At 52.9% G+C, this 14,177-nt stretch carries 20 protein-coding genes and 1 pseudogene; all 21 read right to left on the minus strand.

The genetic code is table 11. The features are described 5' to 3' along the window. Positions 1 to 11: 11 nt before the first annotated feature. Complete coding sequence (locus ADJ24_RS18820) at positions 12 to 698, minus strand: DUF6246 family protein (protein WP_045889156.1); 687 nt, start codon at positions 696 to 698, stop codon at positions 12 to 14. A 55-nt stretch (positions 699 to 753) separates the two neighbouring features. Further along, complete coding sequence (locus ADJ24_RS18825) at positions 754 to 1,518, minus strand: immunoglobulin domain-containing protein (protein ID WP_045889157.1); 765 nt, start codon at positions 1,516 to 1,518, stop codon at positions 754 to 756. Between the two features lie 57 nt (positions 1,519 to 1,575). Further along, complete coding sequence (locus tag ADJ24_RS18830) at positions 1,576 to 1,956, minus strand: phage tail termination protein (protein WP_045889158.1); 381 nt, start codon at positions 1,954 to 1,956, stop codon at positions 1,576 to 1,578. Next, positions 1,953 to 2,393 (minus strand): hypothetical protein, encoded by a 441-nt coding sequence (locus ADJ24_RS18835; protein ID WP_045889159.1) that lies wholly within the window; start codon positions 2,391 to 2,393, stop codon positions 1,953 to 1,955. Before ADJ24_RS18835 ends, ADJ24_RS18830 begins: the two co-directional genes overlap by 4 nt. Positions 2,394 to 2,395: 2 nt before the next feature. Beyond that, positions 2,396 to 2,752: a hypothetical protein gene (locus ADJ24_RS18840; RefSeq protein WP_045889160.1), complete on the minus strand. Its 357-nt coding sequence runs from the start codon at positions 2,750 to 2,752 to the stop codon at positions 2,396 to 2,398. Positions 2,753 to 2,903: 151 nt separating this feature from the next. Continuing rightward, positions 2,904 to 3,074 carry a hypothetical protein gene (locus ADJ24_RS18845; RefSeq protein ID WP_045889161.1) on the minus strand — a complete coding sequence of 57 codons (171 nt, stop codon included), beginning with the start codon at positions 3,072 to 3,074 and terminating at the stop codon, positions 2,904 to 2,906. Between the two features lie 53 nt (positions 3,075 to 3,127). Next, entirely contained in the window at positions 3,128 to 3,676 is a 549-nt protein-coding gene (locus ADJ24_RS18850) for an HNH endonuclease (protein WP_023306304.1), read from the minus strand. A gap of 101 nt (positions 3,677 to 3,777) precedes the next feature. Next, positions 3,778 to 4,235: pseudogene (locus tag ADJ24_RS18855) on the minus strand (DUF7370 family protein). A 2-nt stretch (positions 4,236 to 4,237) separates the two neighbouring features. After that, positions 4,238 to 4,507, minus strand: coding sequence for a hypothetical protein (locus ADJ24_RS18860; RefSeq protein ID WP_048703329.1), 270 nt, complete (start codon positions 4,505 to 4,507; stop codon positions 4,238 to 4,240). A 32-nt stretch (positions 4,508 to 4,539) separates the two neighbouring features. Then, positions 4,540 to 5,595: a major capsid protein gene (locus tag ADJ24_RS18865; protein ID WP_048703333.1), complete on the minus strand. Its 1,056-nt coding sequence runs from the start codon at positions 5,593 to 5,595 to the stop codon at positions 4,540 to 4,542. Further along, positions 5,592 to 6,053: a hypothetical protein gene (locus ADJ24_RS18870; RefSeq protein WP_048703336.1), complete on the minus strand. Its 462-nt coding sequence runs from the start codon at positions 6,051 to 6,053 to the stop codon at positions 5,592 to 5,594. The genes ADJ24_RS18865 and ADJ24_RS18870 overlap by 4 nt, the downstream gene beginning before the upstream one ends. Beyond that, entirely contained in the window at positions 6,053 to 7,423 is a 1,371-nt protein-coding gene (locus ADJ24_RS18875; protein WP_048703339.1) for a hypothetical protein, read from the minus strand. The genes ADJ24_RS18870 and ADJ24_RS18875 overlap by 1 nt, the downstream gene beginning before the upstream one ends. Before the next feature lie 11 nt (positions 7,424 to 7,434). Continuing rightward, complete coding sequence (locus ADJ24_RS18880) at positions 7,435 to 7,617, minus strand: hypothetical protein (RefSeq protein WP_032671056.1); 183 nt, start codon at positions 7,615 to 7,617, stop codon at positions 7,435 to 7,437. Between the two features lie 60 nt (positions 7,618 to 7,677). After that, positions 7,678 to 8,259, minus strand: coding sequence for an HNH endonuclease (locus tag ADJ24_RS24845; RefSeq protein ID WP_160311367.1), 582 nt, complete (start codon positions 8,257 to 8,259; stop codon positions 7,678 to 7,680). 99 nt (positions 8,260 to 8,358) lie between these two features. Then, positions 8,359 to 9,363 (minus strand): phage minor head protein, encoded by a 1,005-nt coding sequence (locus ADJ24_RS18890; RefSeq protein ID WP_063860977.1) that lies wholly within the window; start codon positions 9,361 to 9,363, stop codon positions 8,359 to 8,361. Then, complete coding sequence (locus ADJ24_RS18895; protein WP_048703373.1) at positions 9,290 to 10,747, minus strand: DUF1073 domain-containing protein; 1,458 nt, start codon at positions 10,745 to 10,747, stop codon at positions 9,290 to 9,292. The genes ADJ24_RS18890 and ADJ24_RS18895 overlap by 74 nt, the downstream gene beginning before the upstream one ends. Positions 10,748 to 10,775: 28 nt before the next feature. Then, on the minus strand, positions 10,776 to 12,338 hold the full coding sequence (locus tag ADJ24_RS18900) for a terminase (protein WP_048703352.1): 1,563 nt from the start codon (positions 12,336 to 12,338) through the stop codon (positions 10,776 to 10,778). Beyond that, entirely contained in the window at positions 12,335 to 12,985 is a 651-nt protein-coding gene (locus tag ADJ24_RS18905; RefSeq protein WP_048703355.1) for a hypothetical protein, read from the minus strand. The genes ADJ24_RS18900 and ADJ24_RS18905 overlap by 4 nt, the downstream gene beginning before the upstream one ends. A 3-nt stretch (positions 12,986 to 12,988) precedes the next feature. After that, positions 12,989 to 13,192, minus strand: coding sequence for a hypothetical protein (locus ADJ24_RS18910; protein WP_048703358.1), 204 nt, complete (start codon positions 13,190 to 13,192; stop codon positions 12,989 to 12,991). Positions 13,193 to 13,419: 227 nt separating this feature from the next. Next, entirely contained in the window at positions 13,420 to 13,893 is a 474-nt protein-coding gene (locus ADJ24_RS18915; protein WP_048703361.1) for a lysis protein, read from the minus strand. Further along, positions 13,890 to 14,177, minus strand: a 288-nt coding sequence (locus ADJ24_RS18920) for a lysozyme (protein ID WP_048703364.1), incomplete at its 5' end; no start/stop codon positions are given. The genes ADJ24_RS18915 and ADJ24_RS18920, both read right to left, overlap by 4 nt.

Consider the following 14,177-nt stretch of genomic DNA (forward strand, 5'->3'; position numbering starts at 1 on the left):
TACGTTAGCTACTACTTCATTGACCGTTCTTGCTGTTCGCGCATCATTTTTTCTTGCCAGCGACGCTCGTCATCATCCATTACTGCGTCGTATTCCTCTCGAGTCAGCCCTTTCTGGTCTGGATATTTCGCGTTCAGAAGCAGCGCAAACTCCGTCATCGTCAGGTGCGCGGCATCTTCACGCGTCATTTCGAAATGAGTGCGGGCAGCATTGATATACTCAATGGCGTTGAATGCTGTTGTTGTCGAGTTGGTTTCATGCCGCTGCAACTTCCTGACCTTGGCTTTACCTATAACGCCATGGGACATTAGGTGTTGGGCGATGACAATAATGTCATTACGGCTTAGCGCGCCGGGCCGGTAAACTATGTATCTTGACCACCCTTTCCACTCCCCTATGATCGGGGTTAAATCATCTTCACAGCACGCCTGAACCACCTGCATGGAAACAGAAAGGATCTTTTCAGCCATGCGATAAAGTTGTGGTGATAGCCACTCAGGAAGACGCCCAAGATTAGAAGCGCATGCTGCAATCAGGTTTTGCACATCACTGCCATGGATGGTTGCGTATGCCGCAACGATCTCTTCCGGCGAACCGATTCTGGTCATTGCAGCGAATGATGGCCTTAGAAGGTACTCTTTCTCGCCATCCTTTCGGCTTGAAAGGACAACCTCACCAATGTCTGTTAACGGGATCATGCTCTTGCCTTAATGATTATTATCAAGGGCAGCACGCTGCCCTTTGGAATAGCCATTAGCTGACAGTGACAGCGCAGGCGTTTGAAGTGATTTTTACTGGCGTGCCAGCAGAGTCGGTAACTTCACAGGTATATGAACCAGCATCACCCGAGACTGCGCTCGCCTTGTTGAACGTCGCTGTAGTCTGACCGCTCACTGCTGAGCCATCTTTTTTCCAGACATACGTATACGGAGCTGTACCGCCTGTAACAGCTACGCTGATGTTGAGCGCCGATCCAGTCGCAACGGTTTTCGTTGAAGGAAGGTTGGTTGTGAAGGCGAGCGCATCTCCAGCGATCTCAAACACAACCGTGTCGGCATCGTAGACTTTCCACTCACCGGAGAAAGTTGAAATATCACTGGTTCCGAAGTCACCTGACCACGAGGTGGTGTTGAAATACCCCATGATATAAGTGCCAGCGTCTTCCCCGGCAAAATCAAAACGAACCCAGACGGTTGGCTGACGGCCAGCCTGCACTTCATCGAAAATGTATTTCGACATGTGGATCGCGCCAATCTCTACAGACTTATCGTTCTTGCGGAACTCGCCGTCACCGGAGACTGTAAAGTCCATGTTGTTGACCAGGTTTTCAACCAGACCCTTTGAATCATCAGCCTCAGAGCTGACTGTATTCATTGAGTAATCGAAACCTTTCGTGGTCATCGCGCCGAGACGCTTCCATTCAGAAAGCGATGGCACTGCGTCGGGGCAGCCAAAGGCCATGCGTAGCACAGCTACTTTCCCGATCAGCTTGCCAAAATCATTAGCACAGCCTTGCATGTGTACCTCTCAAATAAAAAAGGCCACCGGATGGCAGCCTGATGGTTGTGGATAGGGTTATTCGCCGTATACGCAGCGGAAGCGCAGCGAAAATACCGCCCGCCCCTCTGCTGTTAGCATTGGTTGAGGCATACCGTAGGACTCGATGTATCCGATGCAGGGGTCCGCAATAGGATTAGCCTGTACGTAATCAATAATGCTCATAGCTGCGGTATTCGCTTTGCGGTCCTCATTAATGGCACTGATCACATCCAGTTGAACCATGTATGTTCCACCTTCATCCTGACGGAGTATGCCCCCTCCAGCTGGCTTAAAGACCATGAATGCCTCAGACTTATTGCCACTGTCATCCCAGAAAAAACTCTGACAGGTAAAGGCCGTCGTAAGTCCGGCAGAAACCAGCATTGAACGTACTCGGTCGGCCATTGGTGGGGTCATTTCTTCATGCCTTTTGCAATAATTTCAGGGATTCGTGGCTTAACCTGTTCAAAAGCTTTTTTCAGGAATTGCGGCTCGCCCCCAGGCCCCCAATAAACGCCTTGCTCTGTCCCACCACCAAACTGCTTGCCTGATCTGGTGGTGCCGAAGTGCGCCCTTGGTTGGCCCTTCAACTTGCCTGGTGCATCATGAACATAGGCTGCATACGAGGCTGAAAACCCAACCTTTGCCGTAATTCGATTGCCGCTTGAATCAAAATCGATAAACCGAGAGTTAACGAGGGTTGATGTGTCTATTGGCGTTATCACAGCAGCTGACTCAAGAACCTGTTCGGATGCCAGGTACAAAGCCCGGATGATGCGTACGCTTTTAACGTCACCAATCATGCGGTTCAACTTAGCAATGGTCTGATCGATACCTTTAACTTTGATACCCATGGCTAGATGCCTGTCAAAATTGCATAGTCATCCGCTAGTCGCTCGAACGTGTCGGCGTAGCGGATAACCTGCCGCACCTCGTCGGCACCAGCGACAACCGGGTCCGCTTCGGTCGATTCGCCAATCAGCAGATAATCACCGGCGGACGCCAGCGCGAACTCTGTCCAGACGGTGTTCTTAACGACGATTTCAGCGCCAAGGCTGCCGATACGCTTTGACAAACCGCCTTCGTAATCGCACATGATTACTTCAGGTGCGGCGTACCCATTAACTGGATCGCCGTATTCGTCGGTCACACCGTTCTGTTTGCGCCAGACGGTTGCAGTGGCTGTATAGCTCCACGAAGCAATGCTCGACATCAGCCCTCCTTCCAGCGCAGGACAACCGTTACGTTTCCTCCCTGGCCTTTAAGTTGCTCACTGCGCTTAATGGCGGTCGGTGGGATGCAAGAGTCCATAACGACTTCGCCAACACGATAAAGTCTGCTGTTTTTCAGTAACCCGCCTCGCTTCATTCTTTCCACCTCATCACCTTGGCGCCAGTCGCCCGGATGCGCGGGCAGTTGATATGCCACTCGCCGTCCGATTTCACGTAGCCGGTAGTCTCCCGCCCGGTATCGGTCATCACCCAGACGCGGGTGAATGAGCGTGGCAGGCCGTGCTTAACTGATTTCCAGTTCATGAATTGCGCCCAATAAAAAACCGCCCGGAGGCGGTTGGTCGTTTGAAGTCTTGTTATCTGCCATGGTTTCGGTGATAACCGAACCTCACCTCTGCTGATTTTCTTGCCGCAGCGGCATCAAGAAGGTTATCGAATGAGCCAAGAGACACATCCTCTCCTTCATCGCCAATGGTGCTTTTCCAGGTTCCATATCGCTTATCCCACCTAACGCCGATAATCCCAGATGAATTTGACGAAGGAGTTTTACGATTTCTGGCATTACCCTCAGCATCGACGAGACGCAGATTGGATATCCTGTTATCCCGCTTATCACCGTTAATGTGGTCGATAAAGATTTCTGGGTGCTCATTGTAGTGAATCGCCCAGACAACACGATGAAGCCTGTAGCATCGCTTATTAAGCTTGAATACCAGGTATCCCCTGCGATTCTGAACCCCTACAACAGTGCCAGCATAGCGAGTGTTCCAAATTTTAGAATCTCGCTCGCTTTTGAAATGCTCTAAAGCGCGGGGCTTCCATTTAACAACGCCAGTAAGTGCATCGTAATCAAGCAGCTTTCGCAGGTAGTCCACAGGAAGATTTTTTTCTGTGCAGATATCCATGTAACCCTCGTAGCAAGGTCGCGTAGATTGAGGTTGCGGCAACAGAGTCTACGATCTCTGCTTTCGGTGATCAGCCTAGCCGCGTGGATATTTTATCAGCACTAACACCCACCAACAACGAGAAACAACCCTACTTTCTGACCGACATCAATGGGTAATCCTGATGTACAGCCAGACGTATCCAGCGCCAGCAGCGCGTCACGCATGTTGAGCACGCTCTCGCCGTAGTCAAACGAGCGAGAGGCACCGGACGGAGCGCCCTGCGACTTAATCCGCTGCGTGTACGCCGTCAGAGCCATCAAGGTGACTGCGTACACTTGGATGAGCATCAGATCGCAATCGTCGTAACCGGCGGCAATCAGGCAGGGTTCTATCTTCGCCAGCTTGCACAGGTAGGCGTCGATCATGAAGTCAGGAACGGTGGTATAGCCAAGCGCAGACAACTGCTGTTTAACCTGCGCCGCCGTTATCTGCACTACAGCCATGTTTTATACCCTCCTGAGTAACCCAACTCACCGAGGAACGCCTGCACGTCTGCCGCTGTGATTGGGTCAGCCATGGTTATTTCGCCTTTTTCGATTTAGCGGTGGTGTCTGCCTGCTCTGCCTGCTCTGCCTGCTCTGCCTGCTCTGCCTGCTCTGCAGGTTTATCGTCAGCACCAGGGGTGGCAACTTCAAGCTCCTGCTCTTCAACTTCGCCAATGACCGAGACGCGGCCAGCGAAAGCAGGTGGCACAGCAACCGTAACGAACTCATGGCCCACCGGCAGTTGCTGGAATACGCCGTTAATTGTTCCCCAACAACCAGCCTTCTCGACTTTTAACTTTTTCATGCTCTCTCCCGAAGAAAAGGGGCCGAAGCCCCTTAACCCTGTGCGTTGAACACTTTAGAACGACCGTTGAAATCGCGCTTAATCTGCAGACCGACAGCACTCCAGACCAGGGAGTTGTAGTTGTCGAACGGATTCTGGCGCGGGATCATGAAGGTGCCCACCGGCGCGGCAATGCGCGTCTTGATGTACTGCGAATTGCGCACATACGCGATGAAGTGGTTACCCGTCAGCTTAAAGGTCTGGTTAACAGACTCGATACGGCCGTAGCGAAGGATGTACTCCAGCACAGTGCCTTCTTTGAAGCCGGCAGCGGAGGAATACGGTTTGCTCATGTTGCGCATGATGTCAGGCGACACCCACACCTTCACCTTCTCCTGCACGTAGTTATCGTCCAGAAGCTTAGCGAACGGGCCGGTGAAGAATGCGACCATCTGGTCAGGCGTGGCTGTGGTCAGGTCGATGTTCAGACCGGATGCGCTCAGATCCACTTGGTTGGTGTTGGCGTGGTTGGTAATACCTGCGCCGACATAGCCCTTCACCTTCACTTTCGCGTCACCTGAAAGCATGTAGTCGGCCATATCCTCGCGGATGGCTGCAACGTGCGCTTCCTGGTCATCTGCCATTGCGTCAAGGTTTTCGGACTGCATGCCGTTCCACTCACGCCATTCACGGCTGTAGCCGGTGTTGAAGATCGGGATTGGGTCACCAGCTTCGTCGTAGATGACTTTATCCAGTTCTTCTGGCACGTGGCCCGTCAGTGAACGATGAACCTTGCCAGCATCACTGGAAACGCGATACAGCGCAGCAGTCTTGCCGATAGAAATCGGCGTACCTAGACCGAGCAAATCATCCAGCAGGCCGTTGCCTTCGTCATTACGGAAGACTCGGGTGGTGATGTTGTCCACTTCACGCCAGTAGTCTTTGGAGATCAGCGCGGCCTGGTTAACTTCCAGCGCGCCGCCGTACTGGGCAGCAATAGTTCCCTGGTTAATATTGAAGGATTCACGCTGCATCAGCAGCTGATTCCACGCCTGCTTCACCTGGTTATGCTCGGTGATCAGCTTTTTGTTAAATACGATCATGCTCATGCGGTTGCTTTCCCTGATTTGCGAACTTTCACGAGCTGAGCTTCAGCGCCAACGGTGATTTTTTCGCGTGAATAAAAGAGGACCTGGTCGGTGGCTGGTGTGGTTGACTTGGCCAGCGTGCCGTCACCGGCAGAAACCAGGCCTTCGTTTTCCAGCAACGCTTCGCCAGCTTTAACCAGCATGTGGTAATCCACATCGTCTTCGCACATGATGGCCGCGCCGGTATCACCTGCAGGAACCGAGTCGCGTATGTCACCACCGCCGATATAGTTGTGCTGAAGAGCCAGAGCAACGCCTGCACCACCAGCGACATTGTGAACCGCCAGTTTCCCGGAGCTGTCGAGCATCACCAGTGAGCCGGGCTTCACGGCCGCCGCCATGATTGCTTCAATGACCTGCGGGTCATTCTTACGGGCCGGGCCCGCGATTACGGTATGGAAACGAGGTGCGAGAGCCATTATTCAGGTGCCTCCATGTTAAGGATTTCACTCTGAGCGCCATTTCCCTGGAATGCAGGGTTCAGACCGGTGCTGGTCTGGCACTGTGAGTACAAGTCGTTCAGCGCGTCGCCAGCCAGCGAGTTGATCGCCGCTTCACTCATGAACGAGAATTTCGCTTTAACCGCATCGCGCTTGGTTTTCAGGTCGCTTTCTGCGTTCGCCTGCAGCTGAGATTTCAGCGTACTGATTTCATCGGTAAGCGGCTTCAGTGCCAGATTCACTGCGGCAGTAATAGCGTCGGAGTTAATCTGAGCCTGGCCCGGGTCGCCGCCACCTTCTTTCTTCTTCATCTGTTGGTTGTAGGCATCCCAGACCTGATCGTCGGTCAGCCCCTCGGTTTTAACGCCTGCGGCATTGAGCGCGGCGATCATCTTCTCTTTCATCGGGTTTGTTTCTCCGTTGGTTTTGACTTCGTACTCAGTTGGTTTGCGCACGACTTCTACTGGATCGCCGACAAGCGTTACGACCTTGTCAGAGATGAGGTACTTCTGGTCGAAGAGCTTCGGCTTGGCGTTTTCGCCATCCTCTTCGTAAACGAAATGGTCAGGCCAGACACTGACGACGTAGCGCCACTTTTTGTCGTCCTGCTTGATGGACATGCGCAGCGCCTGGTAGATGTCGTCGAAGGACATCTCTGAAGCGTTGCTGATGAAGAATTTCACCTTGTTCCACCAGCCGTCTTTCATGCTGTTGGCGGCATCGATGAGGCTTGTCGATTCAACATCTGCCTCCTGCCCGTCAGCGTTAACGAACATGCCGACACCTTCATCTGGCGTCCCGGCGCCGGGCTCGTCGAGCAGGATCGCGATGTGGTCGAACTGCATGTTGTGAGCGACCCAGGAGTATTTCTTCTGCTTCGACTCACCTGCCTTTTGCTCTTTGTTCAGCAGCAGACCGGTAGAAACATGAATCGGGTCGGCGTTATTGCCGGAAATCATGTCGTCCAGGCGCTGAATAAGGCGTTTCCCGTCAGGCTTGGTGTCAGCCACAGCCTTATTGACGTAAACGTCCATCACGACTTTGTCGTTGGCCTTGCTGACGTTCTGAGCCCATGCCCCGGCGTAGTAATCGTTGACCGCCTGCGGGTCGTTGGCGCTGACGTATTTACCGTTCACCATCGGGTGGCCGATCGGCATTAACTTGCGCTCCATCGTCTGGTAGCTGTTGTTAATCTCCTCAGCAGGATAAAGCCCACCATTCATGACAATGTCATCGACGATGGGAACCGCGCCACGAATGACGTAGTGTTCCTGACCGTTGATTGTTGTCGTGGAAATATTGGAGGCGTTAATTGCCAAGGATTTAACGTGGATGCTGGATAGCTGCACGTTGCGTCCTCTTATTGAATGGCTTTATGTAATTCTCTGATGATGGCTTTTACCTGGCGCACGTTGCCTCGCCCTTGTGATTTGATGACTTTACGATCACCTACCTGCTTCATCATCGCTTCGACGCCGCCGATCTTAACGTGCGTGCATGAGATATCACCGAGTCGCTTTGATTCGAAATAAACGCCGCTCATATGGGCCTCATTGGTGGATTTCAGGCATTAAAAAAGGCCGCCTAAGCGACCTATTTGGGTTTATATCAGCCCCATCTCTCGGAGCTTACTTAGATTATGTTCTATCTTGCGCTTACCGTATTCGCCATGAACCCTTTCACATTCGGCGTTATAGGCAAGGACGGCAATTTTTATATCATCGTAAATTCCAATATACCGCTCTGAGTCATCGCAGCGAATTCTAGCCATCCATTTGCTTCGCTGTTGATGCCAATACACGCCGATAAAGTTATTCCCAGATGCCAACCCTCCAATCATGTTTCTGTTGTTTTCAGTCATGGTTACATCACGGAGGTTTGCCAATCTGTTATCACTTTTAATGCCATTGATATGGTCGGTGAATTCGCTATCAGTACCGGTAATCATCTTCCATATAACTCTATGAGCCAAATAGCTCACTTTGTTAACGGAGATTTTTACATAGCCATCTGGCCTAATGCACCCACAGGGCTTATTTGCATATCGCCCATTCCATGCTGAACATGCGTTCTCTGATTTAAAGTGACTGACTGGCCTTGCATTCCAAAACAACTCTCCAGTATCTGGATTGTAAGAAAAGCATTCACGTAAAAACTCTGCGCTTGGCGCTGGTTTCGAATTCATAACTAATCGCTCCATTAGTTCGCTCATGATGGTGCTGGAAGGTCCTGAGCGCAGGACTTTTCGGGTGGCCGCCCTATCCAGCAGGTATATTTTACCAAATTACTTTTCGGATGACTTCCAATTACTCCGCTCTTTACTTAATTTCTCGGCAAGACCTTCATTGTAAAGTTTGCCTTCATCGTCAAGCAGGCAAGGGATATTGGCACAGTAACAGTTATAGGAGTTGCCATCCTTCGAATAGAACTCTGCAACCTCATCAGTGGTGTACGTTTTCCCGTGCCTTGCCCCATGAGTCATCCTGGTGGTCGGTTTAAGTGCGGAAATCCACAATATCGCAGTGTTCAGCCCCAGGCGTTCTTTTGCCCAATCAACCTCATTGCGCTGCGCCTGCCTTAAGGCTCCAACTTGCTCCGTTTGAGCTATCGTTTTGGCTTTGTACATACTTACGTCCAGGCGTTTACTAATAACCTGGGCGGTATCTCTTGGTGACACCCCGCGCGCTACTGCATCGGTGATGATGTTGGTCAGGTCGCCTCGAGCGGTGTCACTGATGACTTTCCAGTCGCTGAACGTTGTCAGCCTGGCCGCCGATATCTGGTTAAGATAACCGGGGCTGTTTAAAAGCTGCTGTAGCGTCGTCTGACTGGCATACACCTGCGACTGCTGTGAGAGGTTGTTGAAGGCCTCCAGCGTGCCGCGCTGCGCTTCTGCGACGACGTAATCCATCGCCCAGAGGTTTTGCTCGCCACCCTCCAGCAGGTAATCGTCGAGAATGCCCTGCACCGCTTCCAGCAGGTCAGCCAGTTCCCGCGCCGACATGTCGTAGATGAACTTGCCGGCGTTAACCTGGTAGAGTCGCACATCAGCGCCGTTGTCGTGGCACAGGAAATGCCAGTTATGGCTGTTAACCTCACGCTCTCGCCCGGTAAGGCGCTGGTCGAGAAGAACTTTCAGCGCGCGCTTGATACCGAGATATCGCTCTTCGATATCCCGGAACATCGCGGTTACCTGTTTTGCCGATCGTGTCGGGTCAACCTTGCTGCGCGGAACTACCGGTGTCCCGACTTTCGTCTTTTGCTCCGGTGTCATCGGAAAGAGGATCATCGGTCGTTACCTTTTCATTTGGGTCAGGCGGCTTAATATCATCACGCGGCTCAAGTTCTCCCGCTTCCCTGACCTCGTTCTCATCAACAGCTGGTGTGCCGTAGGCTTGCTGGGTATCCTTCGCAACCGCAGCCATTTCCTTCATGTTGGCAATCTTCTCTTTCTCACTTGGAGCGAGCAGATCAGACCAGGTTAACGTGATTTCGCCAGATTTAGGTGGTTCGATAACTTCCACGGTCCATAGGCGTTCGATAACAGCGGTTACACGGCCAGTCTGGAATCCAGCACGACGTCCATTGCACCGCTTAGCAAAGTCGTTCTTATCTTGATCGGAGGCCAGACGGCCCGTTTGCTGACCAAAAGTAATGGTGAAAGGTATCTGTACGGATGAAGAGAACTGATTTGCACTGACCGTCCATGTAGGGCTCGGGTCGGCAGCAGCCACAGACAGAACCTTAGCCTCTCCGTCCTGAGTAACCAGTGCCGAATCAGTACCTGAGTTCAGTTTCTGGATGGCGGCGTTCAGCGCCTCAGCCAGTCCTGAGTAACCAGCTTTCTTCGCCTCGTCGATAATGGTCTTGAGGTTTGTATCCTTCGACATGTTAATGCCGAGCTGCCTGCTGGCGTTTTTCAGGAAGCCCTCGGCACTACCACCGGAGGTCTTTGCCATGTCGAGCAGATCGTTATAACCAGCACGCAAGAAAGGAATGCCAGCCAGTGAAGTCTCGTCTTCTGACCCTTCGCAAAACATGATGATGCGCTCAGGGTGGATCTTAATAGACCGCATCGGCCCGGAAATATTTCCGTTATCGCCGACCTGCTGTTCCTGGAAATAGTAGAACTTCGGCATGCCGTAGTCTGGAGACTTTTGGTCCTGCTCAAGCTCACCGGGTTTAACCTGCGCTTCCCATGCGGGGATCATCTTGACCAAGCCGCGCTCGCGAGAATTACGCATCACGCTGCGATCGACTGGCTCCCACCACTCCTTGCTGTCTGCAAACTGGAGGATAAGTGCTGAGTAATGCCCGACCAGGTTGCGCCGATCTGCATCCTTCACTTTCGCCCAATGCTTCTTCATGAGTTTGGTGACTTTCTTTTCCCACGGCGTCGACTTCTTCGACTTCTTCGTCTCATCGCCGTCGACGATCACCGGGGTATCAGTCCAGCATGCATCGAGCAACTTATGCACCGCGCCGAACGCCGCGCCGTTACGCTCATACATGTTGTAGAAGTGGTCGAAGTCGAGGCGCTCCGGATAGCCAAATTCGCACCACAGGTGGTGTCGCTTGGTGTTACCTGATTTATTGAAGCCAGCCGCATAAAGCTGTCGAGATCGCGATACCTCGTTGAGGCTATTCACAATCAGCCCAGCGAGGACTTGCATTTCTGTATCGTTACTCACTGAGTTGTCCTTATGTGAAGAATATCGCCCCTGAACGGCGAGGTGAGTGCAGCACACGGTAACGGGTTGCATCCCAGTCGTGGTCTTCCTGCTGGGTATCTACGTCGTCCGGGTTTTTGCTGTCGCGTACCAGTACTGGTATGCGGCTAATCCAGCCACGACAATGCTCGAAAACGTAAAAGGCAGGCTTCTCAGGGATACCAGATTCCAGCTTCTTACCTTCAATCACCGCCTCAAGCATGTCGGCGAAGACTGAGGCCCCGTTAACTCGAGAGCCTGGCTTCTTGTTGGCTTCAAGCCATTCGACACCCTGATTTTCCATCTTCTGTCCGATCGACAACTCATCGTCACCGGTATTGAAAATGGCGCTATCAGCCGGGCCCGGGATAACTTCCGAGCATATTCCCGGAACAATGTTTAGCTGGCCCTGCGTGACGCCGTCGATTTGTATCTCTTCCGGCTCGTCGACGTCTTCGCCCACCAGCCGCTTGTCAATCCACGCCACGCCTTTCGCGACGTTGGTGGATGACATATTCAGGCCTTTGTTCAACTCGTCAGGCGGGCAGCCGTACCATTCTCCGATCAGGATTATCGAACCTGCCGGCGGGCAGAACTGTCGACCATCTGGCAGCTCAGCGGCAGTGCCATCAGCCTGCGCCCACCAGAGGTTAGAGAACGGCTTCGACTCACCCCAGTCATGGGAGCGGTCAACTGTCCAGCTATCCGGTATGCGGAATGGCTTAATGACGTGCAGCGATTCATTCCAGAGGTGGTCAAATCTCCCGCCACTGGTCACATCCCAGGAGCCATCTACCCACGCTTTGCGTCGGTTAGGGTCTTTGATTGCCATCAGCGTCGCGATGTACTGCGGGTCGAGGTACGGGTTCTCTTTAAACGATCCGTGGATGGCCACGCGGGTCAGCGTGATTTCCTCTTCTCGCTCTGTCTGGGGGTTGAATACCATCTGCCTGTCGCGCTGTACGGTTCCACGCGGCGCCGGCTCAATGAAGCGTTTCTTCACCCAGGTATGTCCGATGCCAAACGGGTTGGTCGTGCTGAACGTCTCCAGCGGGATCGGCCTCAGTAACTTGCCATTCTCCAGCGGGTAGTTTTCCGGCCTGAACGATGAACGTCGGCAGGAGAACATCATTTCGTAGAACTCTGGAGACTGCTGTTTCGTCAGCTCGTTAAAGCCGATAAACGGGAATTCCTGACCGTGGAAATCCCAGTAGTCGTCTGCCTCTTTGCCAAAGCGGAAGAGAAGCTCCTCGCCCGTTGGCCACACCCATCGCAATTCGCTCGCAGATGACAAATAGCGTGCGCCGTCGTTGAACAGGCGAAACATACGCTTCGACTGAGTGATGATATCGGCAAGATTCTTATATTCGGTGTCGAAGATGACGCCGCGCCAGAACGAGCCATAACCCACACCGACATTGCGCCGGAACCTGGCTAACTGCGCAGCGGTTTTACCCGGTCCACGAGTGCCTTCGAACAGAATTTCGTTACACGGGCAGCTCAGCGCCAGAGACTGCGATCCAGGCAGAGGCTTCCATACAGCTTTGTAATTCATCCACCGAGCACCCCGCCCTGTTGTTTCTGCGCTGCCGCTTCCCAGTCATCGACGCTGTCACTGGTTGGGACCAGCATGACGTTATGCGTTACCTCTTTCGTTTCCGCCTTATTCTCGATGCTGTACGCCTCACGCTCGAGGCCGATCAGCGTCTTCAGGCTGTCACTCAGGTCTTTCATGGATTTAACACGGGAAGGCAGGCTGATTATTTTGTGGTACAGATCGTTGAGCTTATCCATACCCTTGTCGTCTGGAGATCGCATCAGGTCACCGAGCATCTCAAGCGCGACCACATCGCCACACTCTCCAGCCAACTCATCGAATAGAATGTTGGTCAGTTCGCGAGCCCGGCGGATATCTCCCCGGTGCTCCATGCGTACCGTGGCAATCACCTCGGCAGTCGCCTCTATCAGTACGCGTTCGGTCAAAGTGCTTTCGTTGCGTACCTGTTTGCGTACCTCCCGTTTGCGTACCAGATCATCAGCCTTTTGCTGAATCTTCGCATTGAGGTCACGCGACCAGTCGTCACGCTTGGCACGCTTACGAATAGCGCCTTCGCTGATACCGTGCTGTGATGCTATTTCTCGGAGGGACATCACTCCGGCCCGGTACGCCGTCTCGATGGCCTCCCAGTCCGGTTTGCTCATTCGTTACTCCGTTGTTTGTTCTTCTGGCTGTTCTACGGGTTCAAACAGGAAGTCATCAATGCTGTCCTGGCTGAAGTAGCGCCATTTGCCGTCATCCATTGCCAGTGCGACAAAACCATTGACGATCTCTGGCTGGCTTCTGGTCATGAGCCCCGTAAAGGACTCTTTGGATTTTTTGGTGATTGTGATTCTGTAGACGGTAGCCATTTCGTTCTCCACGTATCGCAGCTGTTGCCCTGCTTCTCAGAAGTGCTTAGCCACTTACGGCTTACCCGTCAGCAAGATGTGATCACCATCCTTGCGGGGTTACACAGATCATTATCGAAGCCCCTCAGTGAAGAGCTTCTGTAACGAACTACTTATTTTCGGTCTGCTTATCCCATTCCTCACGAAACTTGGATGGGTTTTGACTACCTTCTAATGCCATGATTACCTCACTTTAAGCACTGCTCTTTGATGTAGTCCTGCATGCCGCGAATCATTTTGTCAGCGGTTGCGACTCCGTCCCGGTGATCGAAATAATTCCGTCGAGCGTCTGGAGTAAGTTCGGGGGTTCCTGCATCATCCACGCCGGCGGCGGAGGTGGTTTTTGACACTCCAGGGCAGGTTGCGGCGATGCGCAGCCGTTTAGCGCCAGAATCGACATCCCGACGCAAATCGTTAATGGTTTTTTTCGCATCGGACAATTCCTTCGTGTATTTGGCATCCAGCGCAGCGACATCACGCTGACGGGTCTGCATGTCTTTGATGGTGGCGTTCGCCAGGCTGAGCTGTTCAGTGGCTTTGTCGCGCTGGTCTTTGTAGGTGATGGCATTGTCGCGGTAGTGGTTCATGAAGAACGCCAGCACGCCGATTACCGCCACCACAAGCAACTGCAGCCAGTAACGCTTAACCAGTGCGCTAATCACGACAGGAACAGAGCGCGCTCTGCCTCCCGGCGACGGGTCAGCCCGTTCAGGACTTTGCCACCAGCTTTATTCCAGCGCAGGAACTCATCGGCTGCGCCAGCGTAATCACCGGCGTTGAGTTTTCGCAGAAGAGTCGATGTCGACAATGACCTGGCGCCGAGGTTATACGTGAACGACACCAGAGCATCGAATTGCCCCTGAGTCAGCCCGACTTTAACCAGGCGGGACACGTCGCTTTCGTAGCTGACTAGTCCTGTCTTCAGCAGGCGTTCTGCCGTTTCCTG

The organism is Enterobacter sp. 940_PEND, from assembly GCF_001059415.1.
Lineage (GTDB): Bacteria > Pseudomonadota > Gammaproteobacteria > Enterobacterales > Enterobacteriaceae > Enterobacter > Enterobacter cloacae_M.

Bases quoted from the DNA above. Each gene is read 5' to 3' on its own strand.
- ADJ24_RS18820 (WP_045889156.1), bottom strand. From the start codon at position 698: ATGATCCCGTTAACAGACATTGGTGAGGTTGTCCTTTCAAGCCGAAAG.
- ADJ24_RS18825 (WP_045889157.1), bottom strand. From the start codon at position 1,518: ATGCAAGGCTGTGCTAATGATTTTGGCAAGCTGATCGGGAAAGTAGCT.
- ADJ24_RS18830 (WP_045889158.1), bottom strand. From the start codon at position 1,956: ATGACCCCACCAATGGCCGACCGAGTACGTTCAATGCTGGTTTCTGCC.
- ADJ24_RS18835 (WP_045889159.1), bottom strand. From the start codon at position 2,393: ATGGGTATCAAAGTTAAAGGTATCGATCAGACCATTGCTAAGTTGAAC.
- ADJ24_RS18840 (WP_045889160.1), bottom strand. From the start codon at position 2,752: ATGTCGAGCATTGCTTCGTGGAGCTATACAGCCACTGCAACCGTCTGG.
- ADJ24_RS18845 (WP_045889161.1), bottom strand. From the start codon at position 3,074: ATGAACTGGAAATCAGTTAAGCACGGCCTGCCACGCTCATTCACCCGC.
- ADJ24_RS18850 (WP_023306304.1), bottom strand. From the start codon at position 3,676: ATGGATATCTGCACAGAAAAAAATCTTCCTGTGGACTACCTGCGAAAG.
- ADJ24_RS18860 (WP_048703329.1), bottom strand. From the start codon at position 4,507: ATGAAAAAGTTAAAAGTCGAGAAGGCTGGTTGTTGGGGAACAATTAAC.
- ADJ24_RS18865 (WP_048703333.1), bottom strand. From the start codon at position 5,595: ATGAGCATGATCGTATTTAACAAAAAGCTGATCACCGAGCATAACCAG.
- ADJ24_RS18870 (WP_048703336.1), bottom strand. From the start codon at position 6,053: ATGGCTCTCGCACCTCGTTTCCATACCGTAATCGCGGGCCCGGCCCGT.
- ADJ24_RS18880 (WP_032671056.1), bottom strand. From the start codon at position 7,617: ATGAGCGGCGTTTATTTCGAATCAAAGCGACTCGGTGATATCTCATGC.
- ADJ24_RS24845 (WP_160311367.1), bottom strand. From the start codon at position 8,259: ATGAATTCGAAACCAGCGCCAAGCGCAGAGTTTTTACGTGAATGCTTT.
- ADJ24_RS18890 (WP_063860977.1), bottom strand. From the start codon at position 9,363: ATGATCCTCTTTCCGATGACACCGGAGCAAAAGACGAAAGTCGGGACA.
- ADJ24_RS18895 (WP_048703373.1), bottom strand. From the start codon at position 10,747: ATGCAAGTCCTCGCTGGGCTGATTGTGAATAGCCTCAACGAGGTATCG.
- ADJ24_RS18900 (WP_048703352.1), bottom strand. From the start codon at position 12,338: ATGAATTACAAAGCTGTATGGAAGCCTCTGCCTGGATCGCAGTCTCTG.
- ADJ24_RS18905 (WP_048703355.1), bottom strand. From the start codon at position 12,985: ATGAGCAAACCGGACTGGGAGGCCATCGAGACGGCGTACCGGGCCGGA.
- ADJ24_RS18910 (WP_048703358.1), bottom strand. From the start codon at position 13,192: ATGGCTACCGTCTACAGAATCACAATCACCAAAAAATCCAAAGAGTCC.